This window comes from Rathayibacter sp. VKM Ac-2760 (genome assembly GCF_009834185.1).
In the GTDB taxonomy this organism is placed as follows: domain Bacteria; phylum Actinomycetota; class Actinomycetes; order Actinomycetales; family Microbacteriaceae; genus Rathayibacter.
This window is the reverse complement of sequence record NZ_CP047173.1, coordinates 2,785,972-2,804,372: the sequence shown is the minus strand read 5'-3', so window position 1 is coordinate 2,804,372 and position 18,401 is coordinate 2,785,972. Positions and strand designations below refer to the sequence as shown.

The window sequence follows — 18,401 nt, the reverse complement described above, 5'->3', positions numbered from 1 at the left end:
GGCCGCCGTCAGTTCTGGCAGCTCAGGTTCGAGACCCCCGCCGCCCCCGGATCGTTGTCGCAGCCGACGATGTTGCCGTGCACGTCGACCGTCATCCGGGCGAAGTAGCCGCTCGGCGCGGTGCCGAAGCTGTTGCCGAACACCTCGTTGTCCCAGCCGAAGGCGTCCTCGGACGCGTAGACCTGGATGCCGTCGCGGTGCGCGCTGACCACGGTGTTGCCCGTGACGACCCAGGAGTTGCCGAGGATCACGAGCGGCGACTGGTGGTCGGTGCCCATCCCCGCGCTGTCGACGGAGTTGTCCACGATCCAGCCGTCCTTCGAGCCGGCCTTGGCCTCGATCGCCTCCGAGGTCGTGTTCGTGATCGTGTTGCCGGCGATGATGTTGCGGTCGGACGGGTCGGGGAGGCAGCCGCTGTAGGTGCAGCGGTTCTCCTCGGCCGTGCCGATGTAGATCCCCTCGCCGTAGAGCGGGCGCTCCCGCCCGGTCCGGTCGATGACGTTCCCGGAGACGACGCTGTCGGTCGTCGTCGAGCGGAGGTGGATGCCCTCGTCGCCGATGTTCTGGATCTTCAGCTGCGACACGACGACGTGGTCGCTGCCGACCACCATCACGCCCTTCGTCGAGTTGCGGACGGTGAAGCCGACCAGCTTGACGTGGCTGACCGAGGAGAGGAGCAGCGCCCGCGCCTCCGAGGTCGAGCCCGCGTCGAGCACCGCGTCGCGGCCGCCGCAGATCCAGATCGGCGCCGCCGCCGTGCCCGACTTCGAGACGATGAAGGAGTCGGTGTAGACGCCCGCCGCCAGCCGGATCACGGTGCCGGGCTTCGCCGCGCTCAGCGCCGTCTTGAGCTGCGCGGTGGTCGAGACCGTCACCGTCGCCGCCGGGCAGTCGGCGAGCGCCGGGCTCTCGATCGCGGGCCGCGCGGGCGCCGTCAGCGACGCGGTCGGCGTCCCGGGCGACTCGTTGCCGCTGTCGTCCACGGCGATCACCTTGTACTTGAACCGCCCGCTCGGGGTGAGTCCCGCGTCGTAGTAGCTCGTCTCCGTCACCAGGGCGCTCTGCACCTGCAGCCAGGTCGTGCTCGTCGTCGGAGTGCGCAGCAGGCGGTAGCCGGCCACGTCGGAATCGCGGCTCGCGGTCCAGCTGATCCGCGCACCGGTGCCCTCGGGCCCGACGACGAGGCCGGTGGCGGCGGCCGGCGCGGTCACGTCCGGCACGACGAAGGAGTCGAGCGTGATGTTGCGGCCGATCGCCGCGTCGCTCTTCGTCCCCGTGCGCACCACCCGGATCGTGTGCACGGCGTCCGTCAGCCCCGCCACCCGGTACACGGTCTGCTGGTAGAGCGTGGTCGAGGAGTAGAGGTCGACCGAGGCGACCTTCCTCCCGTCGAGGAGCACCTCGGCGATCCCCGAGGACGAGTTCTTCCGTGCGATCCAGGAGACGCCGGTGCCGCGGAAGGAGAGCTCGGCGTAGCCCGCGGTGGTCAGCTGCGAGTAGCTGCCCGCACTGTCCACGGGCGAGGTGGCGACGCCCCAGGTGCCGGAGAGCGTCACGGCGGGGGAGTCGTTCTCGTAGGTGCCGGGCGGCACGGCGTTCTGCGGCATTGTCACCGACGCGCTCGTGCTGCGCGGCGAGGTGTTGCCCGCCCAGTCGACGGCGACGACCTGGTACGAGTAGCCGGCGCCGGGCTGCAGGCCGTCGTCCAGGTGGTCCGTCCCGGCGACGCCTGTGGCCGGGGTGAGCAGGGTCCAGCTTGACGATCCGGCGGCGGCGCGGTAGACCCGGTAGCCGGTGACGTCCTTCTCGGGGCTCGCGGTCCAGCCGACCCGGGCGCCGGTCCCCTCCACGGCCGCGGTGACGCGCGTGGGCGCGGACGGCGCGGTGACGTCGGCGACGACGAGGGAGTCGAGGGTCAGATTGCGGCCGATCGCGCTCGCGTTCTTGGTGCCGGTGCGGACGATCCGCAGCGTGTGCGCCGCGTCGGCGAGGCCGTCGATCCGGTAGACGGTCTGCCGGTACTGCGTCGAGGCGGAGTAGAGGTCGACGGAGGCGACGGAGCGGCCGTCGAGGAGCACCTCGGCGATGCCGGACGACGGGTTCCGCCGCGCCGTCCAGCTGATGCCGGTGCCCTCGAAGGACAGCTCGGCGTAGCCGGCGGTGGTCAGCTGGGCGTAGCTGCCGCCGCTGTCCATCGTGGAGGACACGGTGGTCCAGGTGCCGGTGGTGGTGATCGCGGAGGAGCCGTTCTCGTAGTTGCCGGGCGGCACGGCGCGCAGCGCCATCGTGGTGCTCGCGGCGGCGGTGCGCGCGGAGGTGTTGCCGGAGGCGTCGAAGGCGGCCAGCTGGTACGAGTAGGTCACTCCCGGCTGCAGATCGCTGTCGAGGTGGCTGGTCCCGGTCACGCCCTCGGCCGGGCCGATCCGGGTGAAGGCCGAGTCGGTGGCGCGGTACACCTCGTAGCCCGCGACGTCCGGCTCCGGGCTCGCGGTCCAGCTGACCCGGGCGCCGGTGCCCTCCTGCACGGCGGTGACCTCGGTCGGTGGGGACGGCGCGGTGACGTCCGGCACCACGAACGCGTCGAGGGTGATGTTGCGCCCGCTCGCCGCGTCGCTCTTCGTCCCCGTGCGCACGACGCGGAGGGTGTGCGTCGTGTCGGTCAGCCCGTCCACCCGGTACGCGGTCTGCCGGTACTGGGTCGAGGCCGAGTAGAGGTCGACCGTTTCCACCGAGACGCCGTCGAGCAGCACCTCGGCGATGCCGGACGACGCGTTCTTCCGGGCGAGCCACGAGACGCCCGTGCCGGTGAAGGAGAGCTCGGCGTAGCCGGCGGCGCCGAGCTGCGCGTAGCCGCCGCCGCTGTCCATCGACGACGAGACCGTGGTCCAGGGTCCGGAGAGGGTGACGGCGGCGGAGTCGTTCTCCCAGGTGCCGGGGAGGACGGCGGTGATCGCGGTCGTCACCGCGGCGGGAGCGCTGCGCGGCGAGGTGTTGCCCGAGCCGTCGAACGCGGCGACCCGGTAGCGGTAGGCGGCGCCCGGCTGCAGTGCCTCGTCGAGGAGGGTGAGGGCCGTCGTGCCGGCGGCGGGCGTGATCTCGGTCCAGGTGTCGTCCGTGCCGGCCGCGCGCTCGACGCGGTAGCCGGTCGTGTCCGCGTCGGCGCTCGCCGACCAGGAGACGCGCGCTCCGGTCGACTCCGGCACGGCGGAGACGTCGGCGGGCGTCGCGGGCGCGGTGACGTCGGGGATCACGAAGGAGTCGAGAGTGACGTTCCGGCCGATCGCGCTGTCGTTCTTCGCGCCCGTGCGGACGACCCGCAGGGTGTGCACGCCGTCGGCCAGGCCGTCGACCCGGTAGACCGCCTGCTGGTACGCCGTCGTCGCCGCGTAGAGGTCGATCGTCGCGACCGTCGCCCCGTCGAGCAGCACGTCCGCGGTGCCGGAGGACTGGTTCTTCCGGGCGATCCAGGCGACGCCGGAGCCCGTGAAGGAGATCTCGGCGTAGCCGGCGGTGCCGAGCTGCGCGTACGAGCCGCCGCTGTCCATCGACGACGCGACGGCGCTCCAGCTGCCGGAGAGGGTGACGGCGGGGGAGTCGTTCTCGTAGGTCCCCGGTGCGACGGCGTTCTGCGGCAGCGCGACGGAGGCGGTCGCGCTCCGCGGCGAGACGTTCCCCGCGGCGTCGACCGCCGCCACCCGGTAGGAGTAGCCGCCGCCCGGTGCCAGGCCCTCGTCGAGCAGGTCGGTGCCGCCCACCCCGCGGTCGTCGGTCAGCCTCGTCCAGTCGGTGCTGCCGCTCGCCGCGCGGAAGACCTGGTAGCCGGTGACGTCGCTCTCGGGCGCGGCCGTCCAGCGCACCCGTGCGCCGGTCCCCTCCGGCACCGCGGTCACGCCCGTCGGCGCGGACGGGGGAGTGATGTCCGAGACGACCACGGAGTCGAGCGTGAGGTTCCGGCCGATCGCACTGTCGTTCTTGGTGCCGGTGCGCACGATGCGGAGGGTGTGCTCGCCGTCCGCGAGACCGTCGACGCTGTAGACCGTCTGCCGGTACTGCGTGGCCGCCGAGTAGAGGTCGACGGTGCTGACCCTGGCGCCGTCGAGGTACACGTCGGCGATCCCGGAGGACTGGTTCTTCCGCGCCGTCCAGGCGACCCCGGTCGCCGCGAAGGTGATCTCCGCCGCTCCCGTGGTGGTGAGCTGCGCGTAGCTCCCGCCGCTGTCCATCGACGAGGCGACCGGGTTCCAGGTGCCCGTCAGCGTCAGCGCGGGGGAGTCGTTCTCGTAGGTCCCCGGGGCCGTGGCGGAGCCGGCCGCCGTGGCGGGAGCGGCGCCGAGCGGCACCAGGCCGGCCGCGAGCGCCGCCGCGAGGACGAGGGCGAGCGGTGCGCGTCGTCGGGCGCGTCGGAGCATGGGCGTCTGCCTTCGCGAGGGGCGGAGCCGCGGCTCCTCCGCAGTGCGGGGCGGAGGATCGGGAGGGCGGCCACCCGGGGGGATGGGATGCGCCCACCGTAGGGAGCGGACCCGTCGCCCCTGCCGAAGTGAAGAATGCCCCGCCCGCGGGCCCCCCGAACGCGGTCCCGCGTCCGTGCGGACGCGACGCCCGCCGGGCTCGGAGCGACACCGCGTCGCGTCCGGGCACGCGGAAGCGGCCGCCGTCCGGAGACGACGGCCGCAGGCCCGTGCAGCGCCGGCCGCTACGGAGTGGTGCTGGTCTGCACCGAGTACTTCGCCTCGGTCGCCGCCTTCTGCGGGCGCCACCACGCCTCGTTCTCCCGGTACCACTGCACGGTCGCCGCGAGGCCCGACTCGAAGTCGGTGTAACGCGGCTCCCAGCCGAGCTCGGTGCGCAGGCGGGTCGAGTCGATCGCGTAGCGGAGGTCGTGGCCGGGGCGGTCGGTCACGTGGTCGAACGCGGTCTCCGGCAGGCCGAACGCGTCGAGGATCCGCGTCACGACCTCGAGGTTGTTCTTCTCCCCGTCCGCGCCGATCAGGTAGGTCTCGCCGATCCGGCCGCGATCGATGATCGCCCAGACACCGCTGTTGTGGTCGTCCACGTGGATCCAGTCGCGCACGTTCTCACCCGCGCCGTAGAGCTTCGGGCGGACGCCGTCGATGACGTTCGTGATCTGCCGCGGGATGAACTTCTCGACGTGCTGGTAGGGCCCGTAGTTGTTCGAGCAGTTCGAGATCGTCGCCTTCACGCCGAAGGAGCGCACCCAGGCCCGCACCAGGAGATCGCTGCCGGCCTTGGTCGAGGAGTAGGGGCTCGAGGGGTTGTACGGCGTCTGCTCGGTGAACTTAGCCGGGTCGTCGAGCTCGAGGTCGCCGTAGACCTCGTCCGTCGAGATGTGGTGGTAGCGGACGTCGTGCGCGCGCACCGCCTGCAGCAGCGTGAACGTGCCGATGATGTTCGTCTCGAGGAACGGCGTCGGGTCGTTCAGCGAGTTGTCGTTGTGCGACTCCGCGGCGAAGTGCACGACGAGGTCGGCGTCGGCGACCAGGCGGTCGACCAGCTCGGCGTCGGCGATGTCGCCCTCGACCAGGGTGACGCGGTCGGCGACCGGGGCCAGGGAGTCGCGGTTGCCCGCGTAGGTCAGCTTGTCGAGCACGGTGATCCGCGCGTCCGGCCGCTCGCGGAGGGTGAGGTGGACGAAGTTGCTGCCGATGAAGCCGGCTCCGCCGGTGACGAGGATTCGCACGAGTGCTCCTGCTGTGAGTGGGAGGGAGGGGGACAGGGGCTTCCAGCTGGGACGTTACCGCACGTCGAGCGGGTGTCCGGACGTCGCCGCGGCGCCCGCTCACCGGGAGCGGCCCACCCGGCGCGGGCGACGTCCCGCGCAGGCGGACGTCGATGCCGCGCCCGGGCATCCTCCTTCCGGCGGAAGCTCCTACGGTGTTCGGCGGTGCGGATCCGCGCCGCCGACGGAGAGGGGCAGCAGCCACCGTGCGACCCGTTGCCGACCTCCCGTTGGACGCCGCCGTCGGTCTGGTCCACGCGCTGGTGGACGAGCTCTCCCGGAGCACGGGGATCCGCGCTCTGTTCATCAAAGGTCCGATCGCCGACGCGCACCGGATCCGCCGTCCCCATCCCTCCAGCGATGCGGACGTGCTGGTCGACCCGTCCGACGCAGGCCGGCTCCTCGCGCTGCTCGCCGAGCGCGGCTGGTCGGTCCGGCCGGGGTCCGCCGCGCACCGCGCGCTCGTCACCCACTCGGTGACCCTCCTGCACCCCTCCTGGCCGTGCGACATCGACGTGCACACCAGCTGGCCCGGCTTCTTCGTCGATCCGCAGCGCGCCTTCGAGGTGCTCTGGCGCACCCGCTGCGAGATCGAGGTCGCCGGAGTGCCGGTCCGGGCGAGCGGCGTCGAGGCGGCGGTCCTCGTCTCCGCCCTGCACAGCCTGCGCGCCCTCTACCAGCAGCGCAGCGCGGCGGAGCTGGACGAGCTCGTCGCCGCAGTGGCGGCGCGCGGCCGGGAGGAGGCGGTGGCCGCTCTCGCGGGGGAACTGGGCTGCCTCGAGCCGATCGCGCCGTTCCTCGCCCGGATCGGAGCAGACGTCGCGCTGCCCGTCCGCCCGAGTCGCGAGTACGCGCTCTGGCGGCTGCGCACGCGGGGTTTGAGCCGGACGGGGGACTGGCTGCTGGCGCTCGCCGAGGCGCCCACACTCGCGACGCGGCTCCGCCTGCTCCGACGCGCGCTGCTCCCCGCCGGTCGGGACCTCGCCATCGATCACCCGCTGGCGCCGCGGACGGCCTCCGCCCGGCTGCGGCTCCGGGGAAGGCGGTTCGCGGCAGCGGTCGCCGCCCTGCCGCCCGCTGTCCGAGACCTCACTGCGGTGCGCCGCGCTGCGCGGGCCACCGCGGGCGCCGCCGCCCCGGCGTCCGTCACGGCAGACGCCGAACCGCGTCCCTCGGATGCCGCGCTCGCCGCGACGAGCGCGCCTCGGTCGGCGCCGGCGGCGGATCCCGGGGCGGGGGAGCGTCCGACCTCCTCCCGGCGCCCGTCGACGCGACCCGCAGTCGCGACGGTGGCGACCCCGCAGGGGCTCTACCTCCTGCCCCTCGGTGCTCCCGCCGGGGCGCAGCCGGTCGTGCTGCAGGCGTCGGCCCGGCTGCTCTGGGAGCGGTTCGCCGAGGGCGGATGCCGGTCGAGGGCCGAGGCCGCCGCGGTGGTCCGAGCGGCGGACGACCTGGACGGAGCAGGGGGCGGCTGCGCTCAGGTGGAGATCGACCGGCTGCTCGACGACCTCGTCGAGCTCGGACTCCTGACGACCTGACCCCGGGGCTCGCCCGGCGCGCCGCCGCTCACCTCAGCGCGCGGAGAGGAAGCGCCCCCGGCTGCCCGCGACGACGCCGCGGAGGATCGTGCGGGTCGTCGCGACCCGACCCCACCGCAGACCGCGCGCCGCCAGCGCGGCGCAGTAGAGACCGCGGTTGAGGGCGAACACGCGCTCGGCTCGCCGTCCGTCTGCTCGGGCCGCCTCGAGATCCAGAGCGGTCCGGTTGCGGACGGCGAGGTAGAGCTCGTGCGTGTTCGAGGCGTGCAGGAGCACGTCGGTCGCGGACGCGCGGTCGGCCGCGTCCCGGCAGGCGTCGAGTTCGTCGATCCGGCTCATAGGGTGCAGGTGGATCGGGAAGCCGCCCCGCGTGATCCGCTGCGTCCACTCCCGGTCGTCGCCCCGGAGGACGAACTCCTGGCGCGGCGGCTCGATCGCCGTGAGCGCGGTCCGCGAGACCAGCAGGCCACCGTAGGGAGCGACCGGTACCGCGATCGGCTCCTGCGGGCGGCTGCCGCAGCGGCCGCCGGCGCGGCGGTCGAGCAGCCGGCGGACGTCGTTGTCGAGGAAGCGGCCGGGGCTCGGGAACACCTCGGCAGCGGGCCGGCCGGTGACGAGCTGGGACTGGTAGAAGTCCGTCTCGCGCAGGCTCGCATGGCAGGCCGTCGGGTCGAGGGCCTGCGGCGAGGCCAGCAGCACGGCGAGCGCGTCCGGCCGCGGGACGGTGTCGTCCTCGAGGAGCCAGGCGTAGTCCGGCTCCTGCGTGCGGCAGTGCTCGATCGCCGTGCGGAAGCCGCCGGCGGTGCCGAGGTCGTTGGGCAGGGTAGTGGCGCTCACCCGCGCGTCGAGATCCGCCGGAAGGAGTCCGCGCATCACGCGCTCCTGCCCGCCGTTCCCGTTGAAGACGACGTGCACCGATTCGGCGCCTGCCTGCAGCGCCGCCTCGACGACGCGGGCGAGCATCACGCTGCGCTTCCCTGAGGTCACGGTCACGGCGATGACTCTGGGTGCGGTGCCGTCGAGGCGTCGGAGCATGGCGGTGGTCTCTTCTTCGGTCAGGGCGGGAGCGCGGGGCGGACCGCCGATCTCGGCAGGGTCTTCTCGCGCAGGAGGACAGGAACGACATCGTATACGAGAAAACGAGCATGTCTCGTGTATGGACGAGAGTCTGTCAGTTTCGCGCCTTTCGCGACGTCGCGCCGCCTGGATTCTGAACACCGAGGGCGCGCTCCTCGGCGAGGACGACGTCGAGCACCCGCTCCGCATAGGTGCTCCAGTCCGTGATCGCCGTCGCTGAGGAGCGCACCCGATCGGAGATCGCCATCCGTGTCGCACGCTCGAGCAGCTGCACTCGACCGAGCACCTTCCTGAGCGCGTCGACGTCTCCGGAGGGCAGGACCGTGCCGTGCACCGGATCGAGGAGGGCGGCGGCGCCGTTGGCGGCGGTCGTGATCACCGGGAGCCCGGAGGCCGCCGCCTCGGCGACGACCAGCGAGCAGGCGTCCTCCAGGGTCGGGAGGATGAACGCGTCAGCCGTCCGGAACTCACGCGCGAGCTCGTCCGCGGACAGCGGCCCGGTGACGATCACGTTCGACGGAACGCCGTGGAGGATCCGCCGATCGAAGACCCCACCGACCAGGACGAGGTCCACCGGCAGTCCTCGGACGGCGTCGAGGAGCTGGGGGATGCCCTTCCGGCAGGAGACGTGCGCCGCGCAGACGAGCCGCGGCCGCTCCGGGTCTCTCTCGACGGTCGGCCCCTCGGGCGTGAATCCCGCCAGGCTCACGCCGTAGGGGATCTCGACGATCTTCGAGCGGTCGACGCCGTACCGGGCCATCTGCTCCGAGACGATCGTCGACGGGGTGAGGACGACGTCTGCCAGCCGTAGCTCCTTCTCGATCCGCCGGACCAGGCGCGCGGGGTAGCGCTCGGCCCGGCTCCGGCGGCGGGAGAAGTGCCGGAGGAGCTCGCGATTGTGCGCGCGCGGGTGCGCGTCGACGGCGTGGAAGACCCGCCGGGCGTCGGGATGGGCGCGGAAGAGCGCGAGGCAGGCGCCCGGGAAGCCGAGCACGACCCGGTCGTCGGCGAGGTCGACGGACGCCGCCGCCCGATCGAAGAAGATCTTGGACAGGTAGGACGACCTCAGCACGAGGCCGGGCGAGGGCAGCCGGCGCCCCGCTCGGAGCACGAGCTCCGCCAGGTGCGACACCCGCTCGACCCGGTGCGCGGGGCACGACGCGTACCGGTCCCGGAGCTCGCGCATCCGCCTCGCGAACGGCGTGCGGGCTGCCGCGGAGGGGAGGGGGATCGAGGCGGCGCGAGCGACCAGTCCCGTCCGGGGCACGATCTCCCCGGCCAGGACGCCTCGAGCCGCAGCACCGGCGATCAGCGCTCTCGCCGCCCCCTCGGGGTACGGACTCGCGACGACGAGCGCGCGGCGCGGCGCCGGCACCGCAGGTCGGCGTTCCTCGACGACGTTGCGGACGGACGGCCTCACCGCTGCGCCTGCAGCGGTCGGGAGGACGGTCTCCGGGCGCCGTCGGCGAGCGCGGCGAGGGTCCGCTCGTAGCCGGAGCACACGGCCTCCCAGGAGTAGTGCTCTCGGGCGCGCTCCAGGGCGTCCGCGCCGGTCGCGTTCTGCTGGTCGGGAGAGTGGAGCATCCGGCGGACCGCGGCGGCGATCGACGCGGCGTCCGGCTCGACGAACACGCCGCGCTCGCCGAGGACCTCGCGGTTGTAGACGGTGTCCCGGGCGACGATCGGGGCGCCGCAGGCCATCGCCTGAACCAGCGCCGGATTGGTGCCGCCGACGCTGTGACCGTGGAAGCAGGCGCCCGCATGCTGCCAGAGGGCGAAGAGCCGGGCGTCGTCGCTGAGGTGGCCGAGGTGGTGGATGCGCTCGTGCGACGCCGCGAGGTGGGCCGCCTGGTGGTCGAGCGCGCCCCCGTAGCCGGAGGATCCGACGATGACCACGTCGTGCGTCCGGGCGATCTCGGGAGCGGCGGCGAAGAACTCCTGAACGGTGTTCTCCGGAACGAGTCGGGCCACCATCAGGGCGTACGACCGGTGCTGCAGTCCGGGCTCCACGGGCAGGGCGGGCGGGACGTCGCCGCCGTAGGGGAGGAGGACGCCGTCCCGCTGGAAGTCGAAGCCCCATCGGCGGGCGATCTCGCGGGCGTCGAAGGCCAGCTCGGTGGCGTGCCTCGCGGTCATCCGCGCACCGGCACGGAAGACGGACCGGGCCAGCGGTCCCCACTTCTCCCGCTCCCACTCCATGCCGTCGACGTTGACGAGGGTCGGAATGCCGGCGAACTCCAGCAGCGGCAGGAAGAGCCCGTTCGCCGCGTTCATCACCAGCGCCACATCGGGCGCACGCCGCACCGCGTCCCTGGTCGCGCTCAGCCCGTGGCTCAGCGTGCTCAGGGAGCGCGTGTCCCGGCCCGAGGTGACGACGGTGCGGACGCGGTGGTCCCGGTCGGGCGCGTCGTCGACGGTCGCTCCGGGGCGCCCGTAGACGGTGACGTCCCAGCCCGCGTCGACGAGGTGGGGGGCGAGCCGGCGGACGGCGGTCTCGAAGCCGCCGTAGTAGCTGGGATAGCCGCGCGTGCCGAGGACGGCGAGGGATCTAGGCATGGCGGGGACCCTATCCGCGCGCCGGCGGGCTCCTGCGGGCGGGGCCCTCGACGTCGGCCGAGTGGCGCGCAGTGCCGCCTCGGCCGCTTCAGACGCGCCGGAATCGGCGCAGGACGCGCGTCGTCGTGGCGAGGCGGAGCAGCGCCACGTAGGCGGACGGCGACACCCTGATGACCGCGAGGGCGACGGCGACCGCGGGGTGCCCGCCGCGGGCCACGCGGAGGACGTCGGCCGGGCGGATGTCGGCGGAGACCTCGCGCTCGATCGTCCGTCCGACGTCGACCGCCGCGGGGTGCAGCGCCACGAGACGCAGCGGGGCCAGATGCGCGGCCCGCGCCGTGTAGGCGGCGACGGAGGGGAGCGCGGCGAGGAGCGGGAACTCGCTCTCGAGCAGTCCGACGACGTGACGGACGTTCCTCGACAGATCGAGGAGGTCGACGCTCAGGCCGTCCGTGATCGCCCCCGGCCGGACGGAGTAGACGTAGAGCTCGCGATCGAGGAACGCGACCAACCGCGCCCGGGCGAGCAGGACGGCCATCAGCGCGGTGTCCTCGTAGCAGCGGGAGCCGGGGAAGCGGAGGCCGTCGTAGAGCTCCCGCCGGACGAGCTTGTTCCAGAGCGAGGCCCACAGGCGGAACTCGAAGAGCTCGACCGCGGCGTCGCCGCCCGTCCAGAGCTGGGGCCCGGTATAGGGCATCGGAGCGGCGTCGAGCCGCTCGCCCGACTCCCCGATCGCGCGCAGGCCGGTGACGACGACGTCCACCTCGGCCGACATCGAGGCGACCATCGCGGCGAGCATGTCCGGATGGACGTGGTCGTCCGAGTCGACGAACCAGAGCGCCTCTCCGGTGGCGTGCTCCAGGATCGTGTTCCGCGCCTCGGCCAGCCCGCGGTTGCTCTCGTGTCTGACGATCTCGATCGAGAACGCCGGCGGTGCGTGCGCGATCGCGGCCGACACCTTCGCCATCGAGTCGTCAGGGCTCCCGTCGTCGACCACGATCACCTGCACCGAGCAGACGGAGGGGACGGTGAGCGCCCAGAGGGAGGAGAGGCAGCGCTCGACGTAGGCGGAGACGTCGTAGACCGGGACGCCGATCGTGATCGAGCGCGGTGCGCGGTCGCGGATCATCGACGCTCGTCCGCCACGCGGGGTTCGGCGGCGGGCCGGTGGTCCCGCCCGAGCAGCCGCTCCGCGGCCGCGAGGAGGTCGGGTGCCACCGCGTCCGCGGTGAACGCGTCGATCCCGCTCGACGCGTGCTCGGTCAGCCGCTCCCGCAGCTCGGGCTCGTCGAGCAGGCGCGCGATCGCAGCGGCCAGGGCGACGCGGTCGTCGCGCGGCACCATCAGCGCATCCAGTTCGTCCTCGCAGAAGTCGTCGAAGCCGCTCCCGGTGGTCACGACGAGCGGCGTGCCGACGGCCTTGACCTCGAGCGCGGCGTTGCCGAAGCCCTCCCAGCGCGACGGGCAGGTCACGACGGTGGCGGCCCGGATCGCGGCGTAGACCTCCCCGCCGCCGACGTGGCCGAGGAAGGTGAAGCGGTCGTGGTGCTCGTCGGCGACCAGGGCGAGCAGCTCCTCTCTGGTCGGCTCGAGGAAGCAGAACGACCCCGCGAAGACGAAGGAGACGTCCGGACGGGCTCGCGCCAGGTCGTCGAAGGCCTGCATCGCGGTCAGGACGCCCTTCCGCCGCTCGATGCGGCTGAGGAAGAGGACCACGGGGCCGGATCCCGTCGGCCAGCCGTCCGGGAGGTCGCTGGTCCGCGCGCTCGTTCGCACGGAAGGCACGTCGATGCAGTTGCGCACCACGACCGAGGGCGGGAGCGCCGGGATTCGGGCCGCATACCAGTCCCGGACCGCACGCGAGATCGGCACGAGCCCCCTCGACCGCGTCATCTGGCGCGTCTCGAAGCGCTTCTGCAGGCCGATGACGAGTCGCGTGCGCAGCGTGCGCCCTCGCGTCGCCGGGCCGGCGATCCAGTCCGCGATGCGGAATCCGGTCGCGAGGTTGGTCACGAGCGGTGCTCGCCGGGGGAGCAGCGCCCCGATCCCCTCCCACTCGGCGAGGAAGACCACGTCGTAGCGGGAGCGGAGCACGAGGGCCCGCAGGTGGAGTGCCCTGCGGAGGAGCTGCCCGACGGCCGGCCGGCGCCGCAGGCGGACGTACTCGAGGACCCGGACGCCCTCAGGGTCGAAGTCCACGAGAGGGGGGTCGCAGTGGAAGACGACGAGATCGACCTGCGCCCCCGCTCGCACGAGCGCCGGCAGCAGCGAGGCGAAGCCGCGGCCGATCCCTCCGGTGTAGGGCGTGAGCCCTGCGTACTCGGTCGTGGCGACCAGCCAGCGACGTGTCGATTCCATGATGCACTCCTCGGGGCGGCCGAGGACTCGGTGTCCCGCAGCGCGCAGGACGCTAGCAAGACCGCTCGGCGGTCGGCGTCGCGCGGCGCTCTCTCCTCTGCGGCTGGCGCGGCATGCGTGGCGGCGGGCTCTCCGCCCCGGGTCGCCTCGACCGCTCCGAGGCCCTCCGTCCCCCATCGCGCCTCGGAGAGGGTGAGCAGGATCGCGGTGGCCGGGACGATCAGTGCGGCCGGTACGGACTCGAGGAGGTTGAAGGCGGAGGCGGAGACCACCCAGGCGACCAGCATTGCGGGACCGGCGATCGCGCCACGGGCGATCGAGCGCAGGAGCACGATCAGCAGATGGCCGAGCAGCAGGACCGCACCGATGAGGCCGTAGCTGAGGACCAGCTGCCAGAGACTGCTCTCGAGCGCGTAGTGCCGTCCGCCGTTCTCCTCGAAGACGGTGCTCGAGAGGCCGCCCCCCGACCCGAAGATCCCCGATTCCGTGGGCAGCAGTCTCAGTGCGATCCGCAGGACGAGGTCGCGGACCTCGGCGGAGACTCTTCCCTCCTCGCTGGAGGACCGCGCGTCGAGTGCCTCCGGCCCGACGATCGCCACGATCACGGCGAACGGCACGACGACGAGAGCGAGCCGGACGAAGCGGCTCCCCGTCAGCCGGAGGACGGTGAGGCCACCGGCGATCGCCATTCCGGTGCCGATCGCCGCCACTCCGCTGCGGGAGCCGGTGAGCAGCACGGCGGTGCAGCAGGCCGCGAAGGCGAGGAGAGCGCCCGGGCGGCGCCCCCGGAGGAAGAGGCCGAAGGCGAGCGAGCCGACCGACGCGAAGAACGTGCTGTTGACGAGCGGGTGACCCAGCGTCGTCAGGATGCGGTAGACGCTCCACTCCTGCGTCAGCGGGTAGGGGGACGAGGCGTAGATCTCGGCGTAGGCGTTCGACTGCGTCGCGGACTCCACCATCCCGAGCAGGGCCAGGACGGTGGCGACCAGGAGGAGCGCGGCTGTCAGCGGTCCGAAGACGGAGGGGTCGCTCATGCGGAGCGGTATCGCGATCAGAGCGAGGATCAGCACGGCGGTCGTGGCGAGAACGGTCGCCAGCTGCCCGTGCGGCCGCAGGATCGGGATCAGCAGGGCGTACAGCGCGAAGGTGAACGCCGGCAGCAGCGCGATCCCACGGAGCCACGGGGGCGGGGGTGCTCCGGTCGCGACGGCGAGGAGCGCCGCGAGCAGGATGAGGGGACTGAGCACCGGGAGGGGCAGCGGTGCCGGGAGGTAGTCGAAGGGGACCGCCGCGTAGAGGACGACCAGGAGGATCGCCGCGGCGGCCGGAGACAGGATCCGAGCGACGACCAGCACGATCGCGGCGCCGGCCGCGAGCAGCGGGACCCGGACGTCGCCGGTCACGATCCAGAAGACCGCTCCGCCGAGGAGCAGGACGAGCAGGGCGAGGTACCAGCCCGTGGTCGATCGTCGCGGGACCGACCGGGGGACGGGAGGAGCCGGGGGTGCGGCCATGGGGCTTCCTTCGGGGTTCAGGGTCGAGGGGTCCGCGGACTGGGCATCCGTCGCTCACCGGTACTGCAGGAGCGCGACGCCGAAGCCGACCGCTCCGATGGCGGCGCCGATCGCGCTGCAGATCGCGATGCCGAGGAGGAAAGGACGGCCGACGTCCCGCGCGACGAAGGGGAGTCGGCCTGCGAGGGCGACGGCGTCCCGCGCGACGGCCGAGGAGGCGCCGAGGAGCAGGTCCTGGGCGAGGGTGACTCCGACGCCGATCCCCAGTCCGACTCCGACCCAGTGCCAGGGCAGGAGGACGCCCGCCCGCCCCTGGACGATCAGGAAGGAGGACACGCACCAGGTGCAGGCCAGCGGGACGGACGAGATCGCGAGGACCGGCACGATCAGCAGCGCCGGATGCCAGGACGGCTCGAGGATCCGACCGAGCACGAGGAGATCGATCGCGACCATGGTCGTCTCGACGGTCAGAGCGGCGCCGATCGCCTGCGACAGGATCGAGCGCAGGACCGCACAGCGCTCCGCCTCGGTGCCCGCCGTCGCCAGCCGCGACCGGAGCACGTTGGTGAGCCCGAGGACGACGGCGTCCGTGACAGCGCGGGCGACCTGACTCGCGATCGAGTAGAGGCCGAGCGTCGTGGCGCCGGCGAGGACCGTGACCAGGATCCGCTCGGTCTGGCCCTGCAGCCAGCCGAAGAAGTTGCTCTGCACAGACGGCAGCACGAGGTCGCGGAGGACCGGCCGCCGAGGCAGATCCGGGACGGGCGTCGTCCCGGTCCTCCTCAGCAGCAGGAGGAGGATCCCCTCGGTGATGCAGGTCTGCAGCGAGCCGGCCGCGATGCCGACGACGGGGGCGAGCGGGACGCACACGACGACCGAGACGACGCTGCCGACGGCCTGGCTGCGCGAGATCGAGGCCCAGCGCCCGTCGTACTGGGCGCGGGTCAGCGCCGGGATGCTCGCGCCCTGGAGCGCCGCGACGGCGACGAACGGCAGGAGGGCCAGGGTCTGGGCGGGTGATGCGGCGGACGTCGCGAGCAGGGTGCCGACGACCGCCGCCATGACCGCTGCTCCGCCGCAGGAGATCAGCACGGCCGAGCGCCGGACGAGCTCCGCGCCGCCGTCCCTCCGCCACATCGCGACACCGAGCTGGCGCATGGTGTTCTCCCCGACCTCCTGGAGGAGGGTGAGCGCGAGGGAGGCCATTGCGTAGACGCCGGCCTCCGCGGGGGAGACGGCGACGGCGACGACGAGGCCGACCACCGCGCTCGCGCCGCGCGAGACGAGGCGCTCGAGAGCGGCGTTCGAGGAGCTGCGCGCCGTCGGAGACCCGACCAGGGCAGCGACGCGGCGGATCATGGAAGGGGCCTCCCGATCGGGATCACGACGGCAGGCGAGCCGCCGGAACACGGTAGGGCGCCGGTTCCGCGGCGATCCGTCTGGCGCGTCCGGCGGCGCGGATCGCGCGCTCGCGTGCCCTCAGCGCTTCGCGGCGTCCTCGCAGAGACCGCGCAGGCGACCGACGGTCGCGCTCCAGCAGTGTCCGCCGTCGAGCGCTCCGGCCCCGCGGTCGGCGTCCCCACTCCGCCGCGAGTGCCAGGCGCGGTCCACCGCCGCGGCGATGGCGGAGGGATCGAGCGGATCGGCGAACTCGGCCACGCCCGGCACGGTCTCGTGGAAGACCGGCCGGTCGCTCACGACGAGGGACGAGCCGAAGGCGATCGCCTCGATCGGCGGGAGCCCGAAGCCCTCGTCGAGCGAGCAGTAGATCGTGACGGCGGCGTGCTCGTACAGCCAGCGCAGCTCGCCGTCCGAGACCCGGCCCGCGAAGACCACCGACCCCTCGAGCACCAGCGCTCGGATCGACGGCGGCACCCCGGTGCCGGCCCCGGAGTGCTCAGCGCTGCCGACCACCAGCAGCGGCGTGGAAGGGCGGATGCGGCCCGACGCCCTCGCACCCCGAACGGCGGCGACGAGGTTCTTCCGCGCGTTCAGTCGGCCCACGCTCAGCGCGAACGGAAGCGACTCCTCGACGCAGGGCGGTCGCACGGGCGTCGCGGCGAGCAGCTCCGTGGCGACCGCGAGCCCGATCGCGTGCACGGGGGCCAGCTCGGGATGCAGGCGCTCCATCCGCGCCGCCTCGGTCGAGGTCGATGTCGCGACCGCGGTGGCCCGCCTCGCCAGCAGCGCCATCGGCCGGAAGTAGAGCCGCTCGACGCGGCTGAACCAGGAGGGCTCGTCCTCGAACACCAGGTCGTGGATGAAGACGACGGACGGGCAGGACCCGGTGGCAGGCGTGTAGTTGTGCACGACGACGACATCGGCGGCGACGGCGCGGGCCAGCCGCGGCAGCTCCAGTGCGTTGCTGAGGGCGTGCGGGCGCAGTCGTGAGCCCACCACGCGGAGCCCGGAGGCCGCCGGCTCCGCCCGCGCCGCCGCCGCCTCGCGCCGGGGCACCGCGATGATCAGCTCGTCGCCCGGGTGGTCCCGCCGCCAGCGGAGCACGAGCTCGCGCAGGACCGTCCGGTTCGCCGTCGGCCCGCTGACCCACCAGAACGCGTCGAAGAGCACTCTCACCGATCTCACCACTCCACTCGCACGAGCTCGGTCCATCGTGCGATCGACCGGACCGTCCCCGCGATCGGGTCCGGCGCGGGGCGACGTTAGTCCCGGGATCGCCTCGGTCAGGGTGCTGCCCGGTATCGTTGTCGCGTTATGTCTCGCATCTACGACTGCTCCGTCGACACGGACCTCCTGACCGGCACCCGGCTCGCGCGAACGGCGATCGGCCGCGGCGAGCTCGTCGTCCTGCCGACCGACACGGTGTACGGGGTCGCGGCGAACGCCTTCGACGCCGCCGCGGTGCAGCGCCTGCTCGACGCCAAGGGGCGCACCCGGCAGTCCCCGCCGCCCGTGCTGATCGGCGACGTCGCCGCTCTCGACGCCCTCGCGGAGAACGTCCCGGAGGCCGTCCGCGAGCTCGCGAAGGCCTTCTGGCCCGGCGGGCTGACGATCGTGCTGCACGCCCAGCCGTCCCTCGTCTGGGACCTGGGGGAGACCCGCGGCACCGTCGCCCTGCGCATGCCCGACAATCCCGTGACCCTCGAGCTGCTGGCCGAGACGGGGCCACTCGCGGTCTCCTCCGCGAACCGCACCGGCAAGCCCTCCGCGACCACGGCGCAGGAGGCGTTCGAGCAGCTCGGCGACTCCGTCGACGTCTACCTCGACGCGGGTGCCGCCGGCCGCCGCTACAGCGACCGTCCCGCCGGCGCGAGCGAGTCCTCCACCATCGTCGACGCGACGGCACTCAGCTTCGAGGGCGGCACCCTGCGGATCCTCCGCCAGGGCGTCGTCTCCGCCGAGAGCATCCGCGAGGTCGTGGGCGGCCTGCTCCTCGACGGCGTCGCCACGGCCGAGGAGCCCGAGGTCCCCGCGACGAGCCCGTCCTACGACGCCTCGACCGAGCTCAGCGATCCCTCGATCGAGGACGACGAGCCCGCCGTCGCCGAGGAGCAGCCCGCTCCCACGGCGCGGCCGGACTGGGCGTCCCGCGCCCGCCTGCAGGACGAGGCGGCGGCGAGCGGCAGCGCGCGCCCCGATCCCGCCCCGGGTGAGTAGCCG

12 protein-coding genes are annotated in these 18,401 nt (G+C 73.3%); 2 read left to right on the top strand and 10 right to left on the bottom strand.

Features of this window, described 5'->3' with window-relative positions; genetic code table 11:
• Positions 1-8: 8 nt before the first annotated feature.
• Positions 9-4,409 (bottom strand): fibronectin type III domain-containing protein, encoded by a 4,401-nt coding sequence (locus GSU72_RS12705; RefSeq protein WP_159985399.1) that lies wholly within the window; start codon positions 4,407-4,409, stop codon positions 9-11.
• A gap of 284 nt (positions 4,410-4,693) precedes the next feature.
• Positions 4,694-5,698 (bottom strand): dTDP-glucose 4,6-dehydratase, encoded by a 1,005-nt coding sequence (gene rfbB, locus GSU72_RS12700; RefSeq protein WP_159985398.1) that lies wholly within the window; start codon positions 5,696-5,698, stop codon positions 4,694-4,696.
• A 245-nt stretch (positions 5,699-5,943) separates the two neighbouring features.
• Here rfbB and GSU72_RS12695 point away from each other — a divergent pair, with 245 nt between their 5' ends.
• Positions 5,944-7,275: a nucleotidyltransferase family protein gene (locus GSU72_RS12695; protein WP_159985397.1), complete on the top strand. Its 1,332-nt coding sequence runs from the start codon at positions 5,944-5,946 to the stop codon at positions 7,273-7,275.
• 33 nt (positions 7,276-7,308) lie between these two features.
• Here the strand turns inward: GSU72_RS12695 and GSU72_RS12690 are convergent, their stop codons facing one another.
• The 8 genes from GSU72_RS12690 to GSU72_RS12655 form a co-directional block, all read right to left on the bottom strand.
• The gene (locus tag GSU72_RS12690; RefSeq protein WP_159985396.1) at positions 7,309-8,310 is read right to left on the bottom strand and encodes a glycosyltransferase; all 1,002 of its coding nucleotides are present in this window, start codon (positions 8,308-8,310) and stop codon (positions 7,309-7,311) included.
• Between the two features lie 136 nt (positions 8,311-8,446).
• Positions 8,447-9,772 carry a glycosyltransferase family 4 protein gene (locus tag GSU72_RS12685; RefSeq protein ID WP_159985395.1) on the bottom strand — a complete coding sequence of 442 codons (1,326 nt, stop codon included), beginning with the start codon at positions 9,770-9,772 and terminating at the stop codon, positions 8,447-8,449.
• Positions 9,769-10,908 (bottom strand): glycosyltransferase, encoded by a 1,140-nt coding sequence (locus GSU72_RS12680; protein ID WP_159985394.1) that lies wholly within the window; start codon positions 10,906-10,908, stop codon positions 9,769-9,771. The genes GSU72_RS12685 and GSU72_RS12680 overlap by 4 nt, the downstream gene beginning before the upstream one ends.
• Before the next feature lie 88 nt (positions 10,909-10,996).
• Positions 10,997-12,037 (bottom strand): glycosyltransferase family 2 protein, encoded by a 1,041-nt coding sequence (locus GSU72_RS12675; RefSeq protein WP_159985393.1) that lies wholly within the window; start codon positions 12,035-12,037, stop codon positions 10,997-10,999.
• Positions 12,034-13,002, bottom strand: a complete 969-nt coding sequence (locus GSU72_RS12670) for a glycosyltransferase family 4 protein (protein WP_159985392.1) — start codon at positions 13,000-13,002, stop codon at positions 12,034-12,036. The genes GSU72_RS12675 and GSU72_RS12670 overlap by 4 nt, the downstream gene beginning before the upstream one ends.
• Positions 12,918-14,780, bottom strand: coding sequence for a hypothetical protein (locus GSU72_RS21910; RefSeq protein ID WP_159985391.1), 1,863 nt, complete (start codon positions 14,778-14,780; stop codon positions 12,918-12,920). Before GSU72_RS21910 ends, GSU72_RS12670 begins: the two co-directional genes overlap by 85 nt.
• A gap of 54 nt (positions 14,781-14,834) precedes the next feature.
• Positions 14,835-16,139, bottom strand: coding sequence for an oligosaccharide flippase family protein (locus GSU72_RS12660; RefSeq protein WP_159985390.1), 1,305 nt, complete (start codon positions 16,137-16,139; stop codon positions 14,835-14,837).
• Positions 16,140-16,259: 120 nt separating this feature from the next.
• A complete protein-coding gene (locus GSU72_RS12655) occupies positions 16,260-17,357 on the bottom strand; it encodes a glycosyltransferase family 1 protein (protein WP_159985389.1) in 1,098 nt (365 codons plus the stop codon).
• Between the two features lie 138 nt (positions 17,358-17,495).
• Here GSU72_RS12655 and GSU72_RS12650 point away from each other — a divergent pair, with 138 nt between their 5' ends.
• On the top strand, positions 17,496-18,398 hold the full coding sequence (locus GSU72_RS12650; protein ID WP_159985388.1) for an L-threonylcarbamoyladenylate synthase: 903 nt from the start codon (positions 17,496-17,498) through the stop codon (positions 18,396-18,398).
• Positions 18,399-18,401: the final 3 nt, after the last annotated feature.

Coding starts and splice junctions, on each gene's coding strand:
- GSU72_RS12650 (WP_159985388.1), top strand. CDS start 17,496: ATGTCTCGCATCTACGACTGCTCCGTCGACACGGACCTCCTGACCGGC.
- GSU72_RS12680 (WP_159985394.1), bottom strand. CDS start 10,908: ATGCCTAGATCCCTCGCCGTCCTCGGCACGCGCGGCTATCCCAGCTAC.
- GSU72_RS12690 (WP_159985396.1), bottom strand. CDS start 8,310: ATGCTCCGACGCCTCGACGGCACCGCACCCAGAGTCATCGCCGTGACC.
- GSU72_RS12660 (WP_159985390.1), bottom strand. CDS start 16,139: ATGATCCGCCGCGTCGCTGCCCTGGTCGGGTCTCCGACGGCGCGCAGC.
- GSU72_RS21910 (WP_159985391.1), bottom strand. CDS start 14,780: ATGGCCGCACCCCCGGCTCCTCCCGTCCCCCGGTCGGTCCCGCGACGA.
- GSU72_RS12675 (WP_159985393.1), bottom strand. CDS start 12,037: ATGATCCGCGACCGCGCACCGCGCTCGATCACGATCGGCGTCCCGGTC.
- GSU72_RS12705 (WP_159985399.1), bottom strand. CDS start 4,409: ATGCTCCGACGCGCCCGACGACGCGCACCGCTCGCCCTCGTCCTCGCG.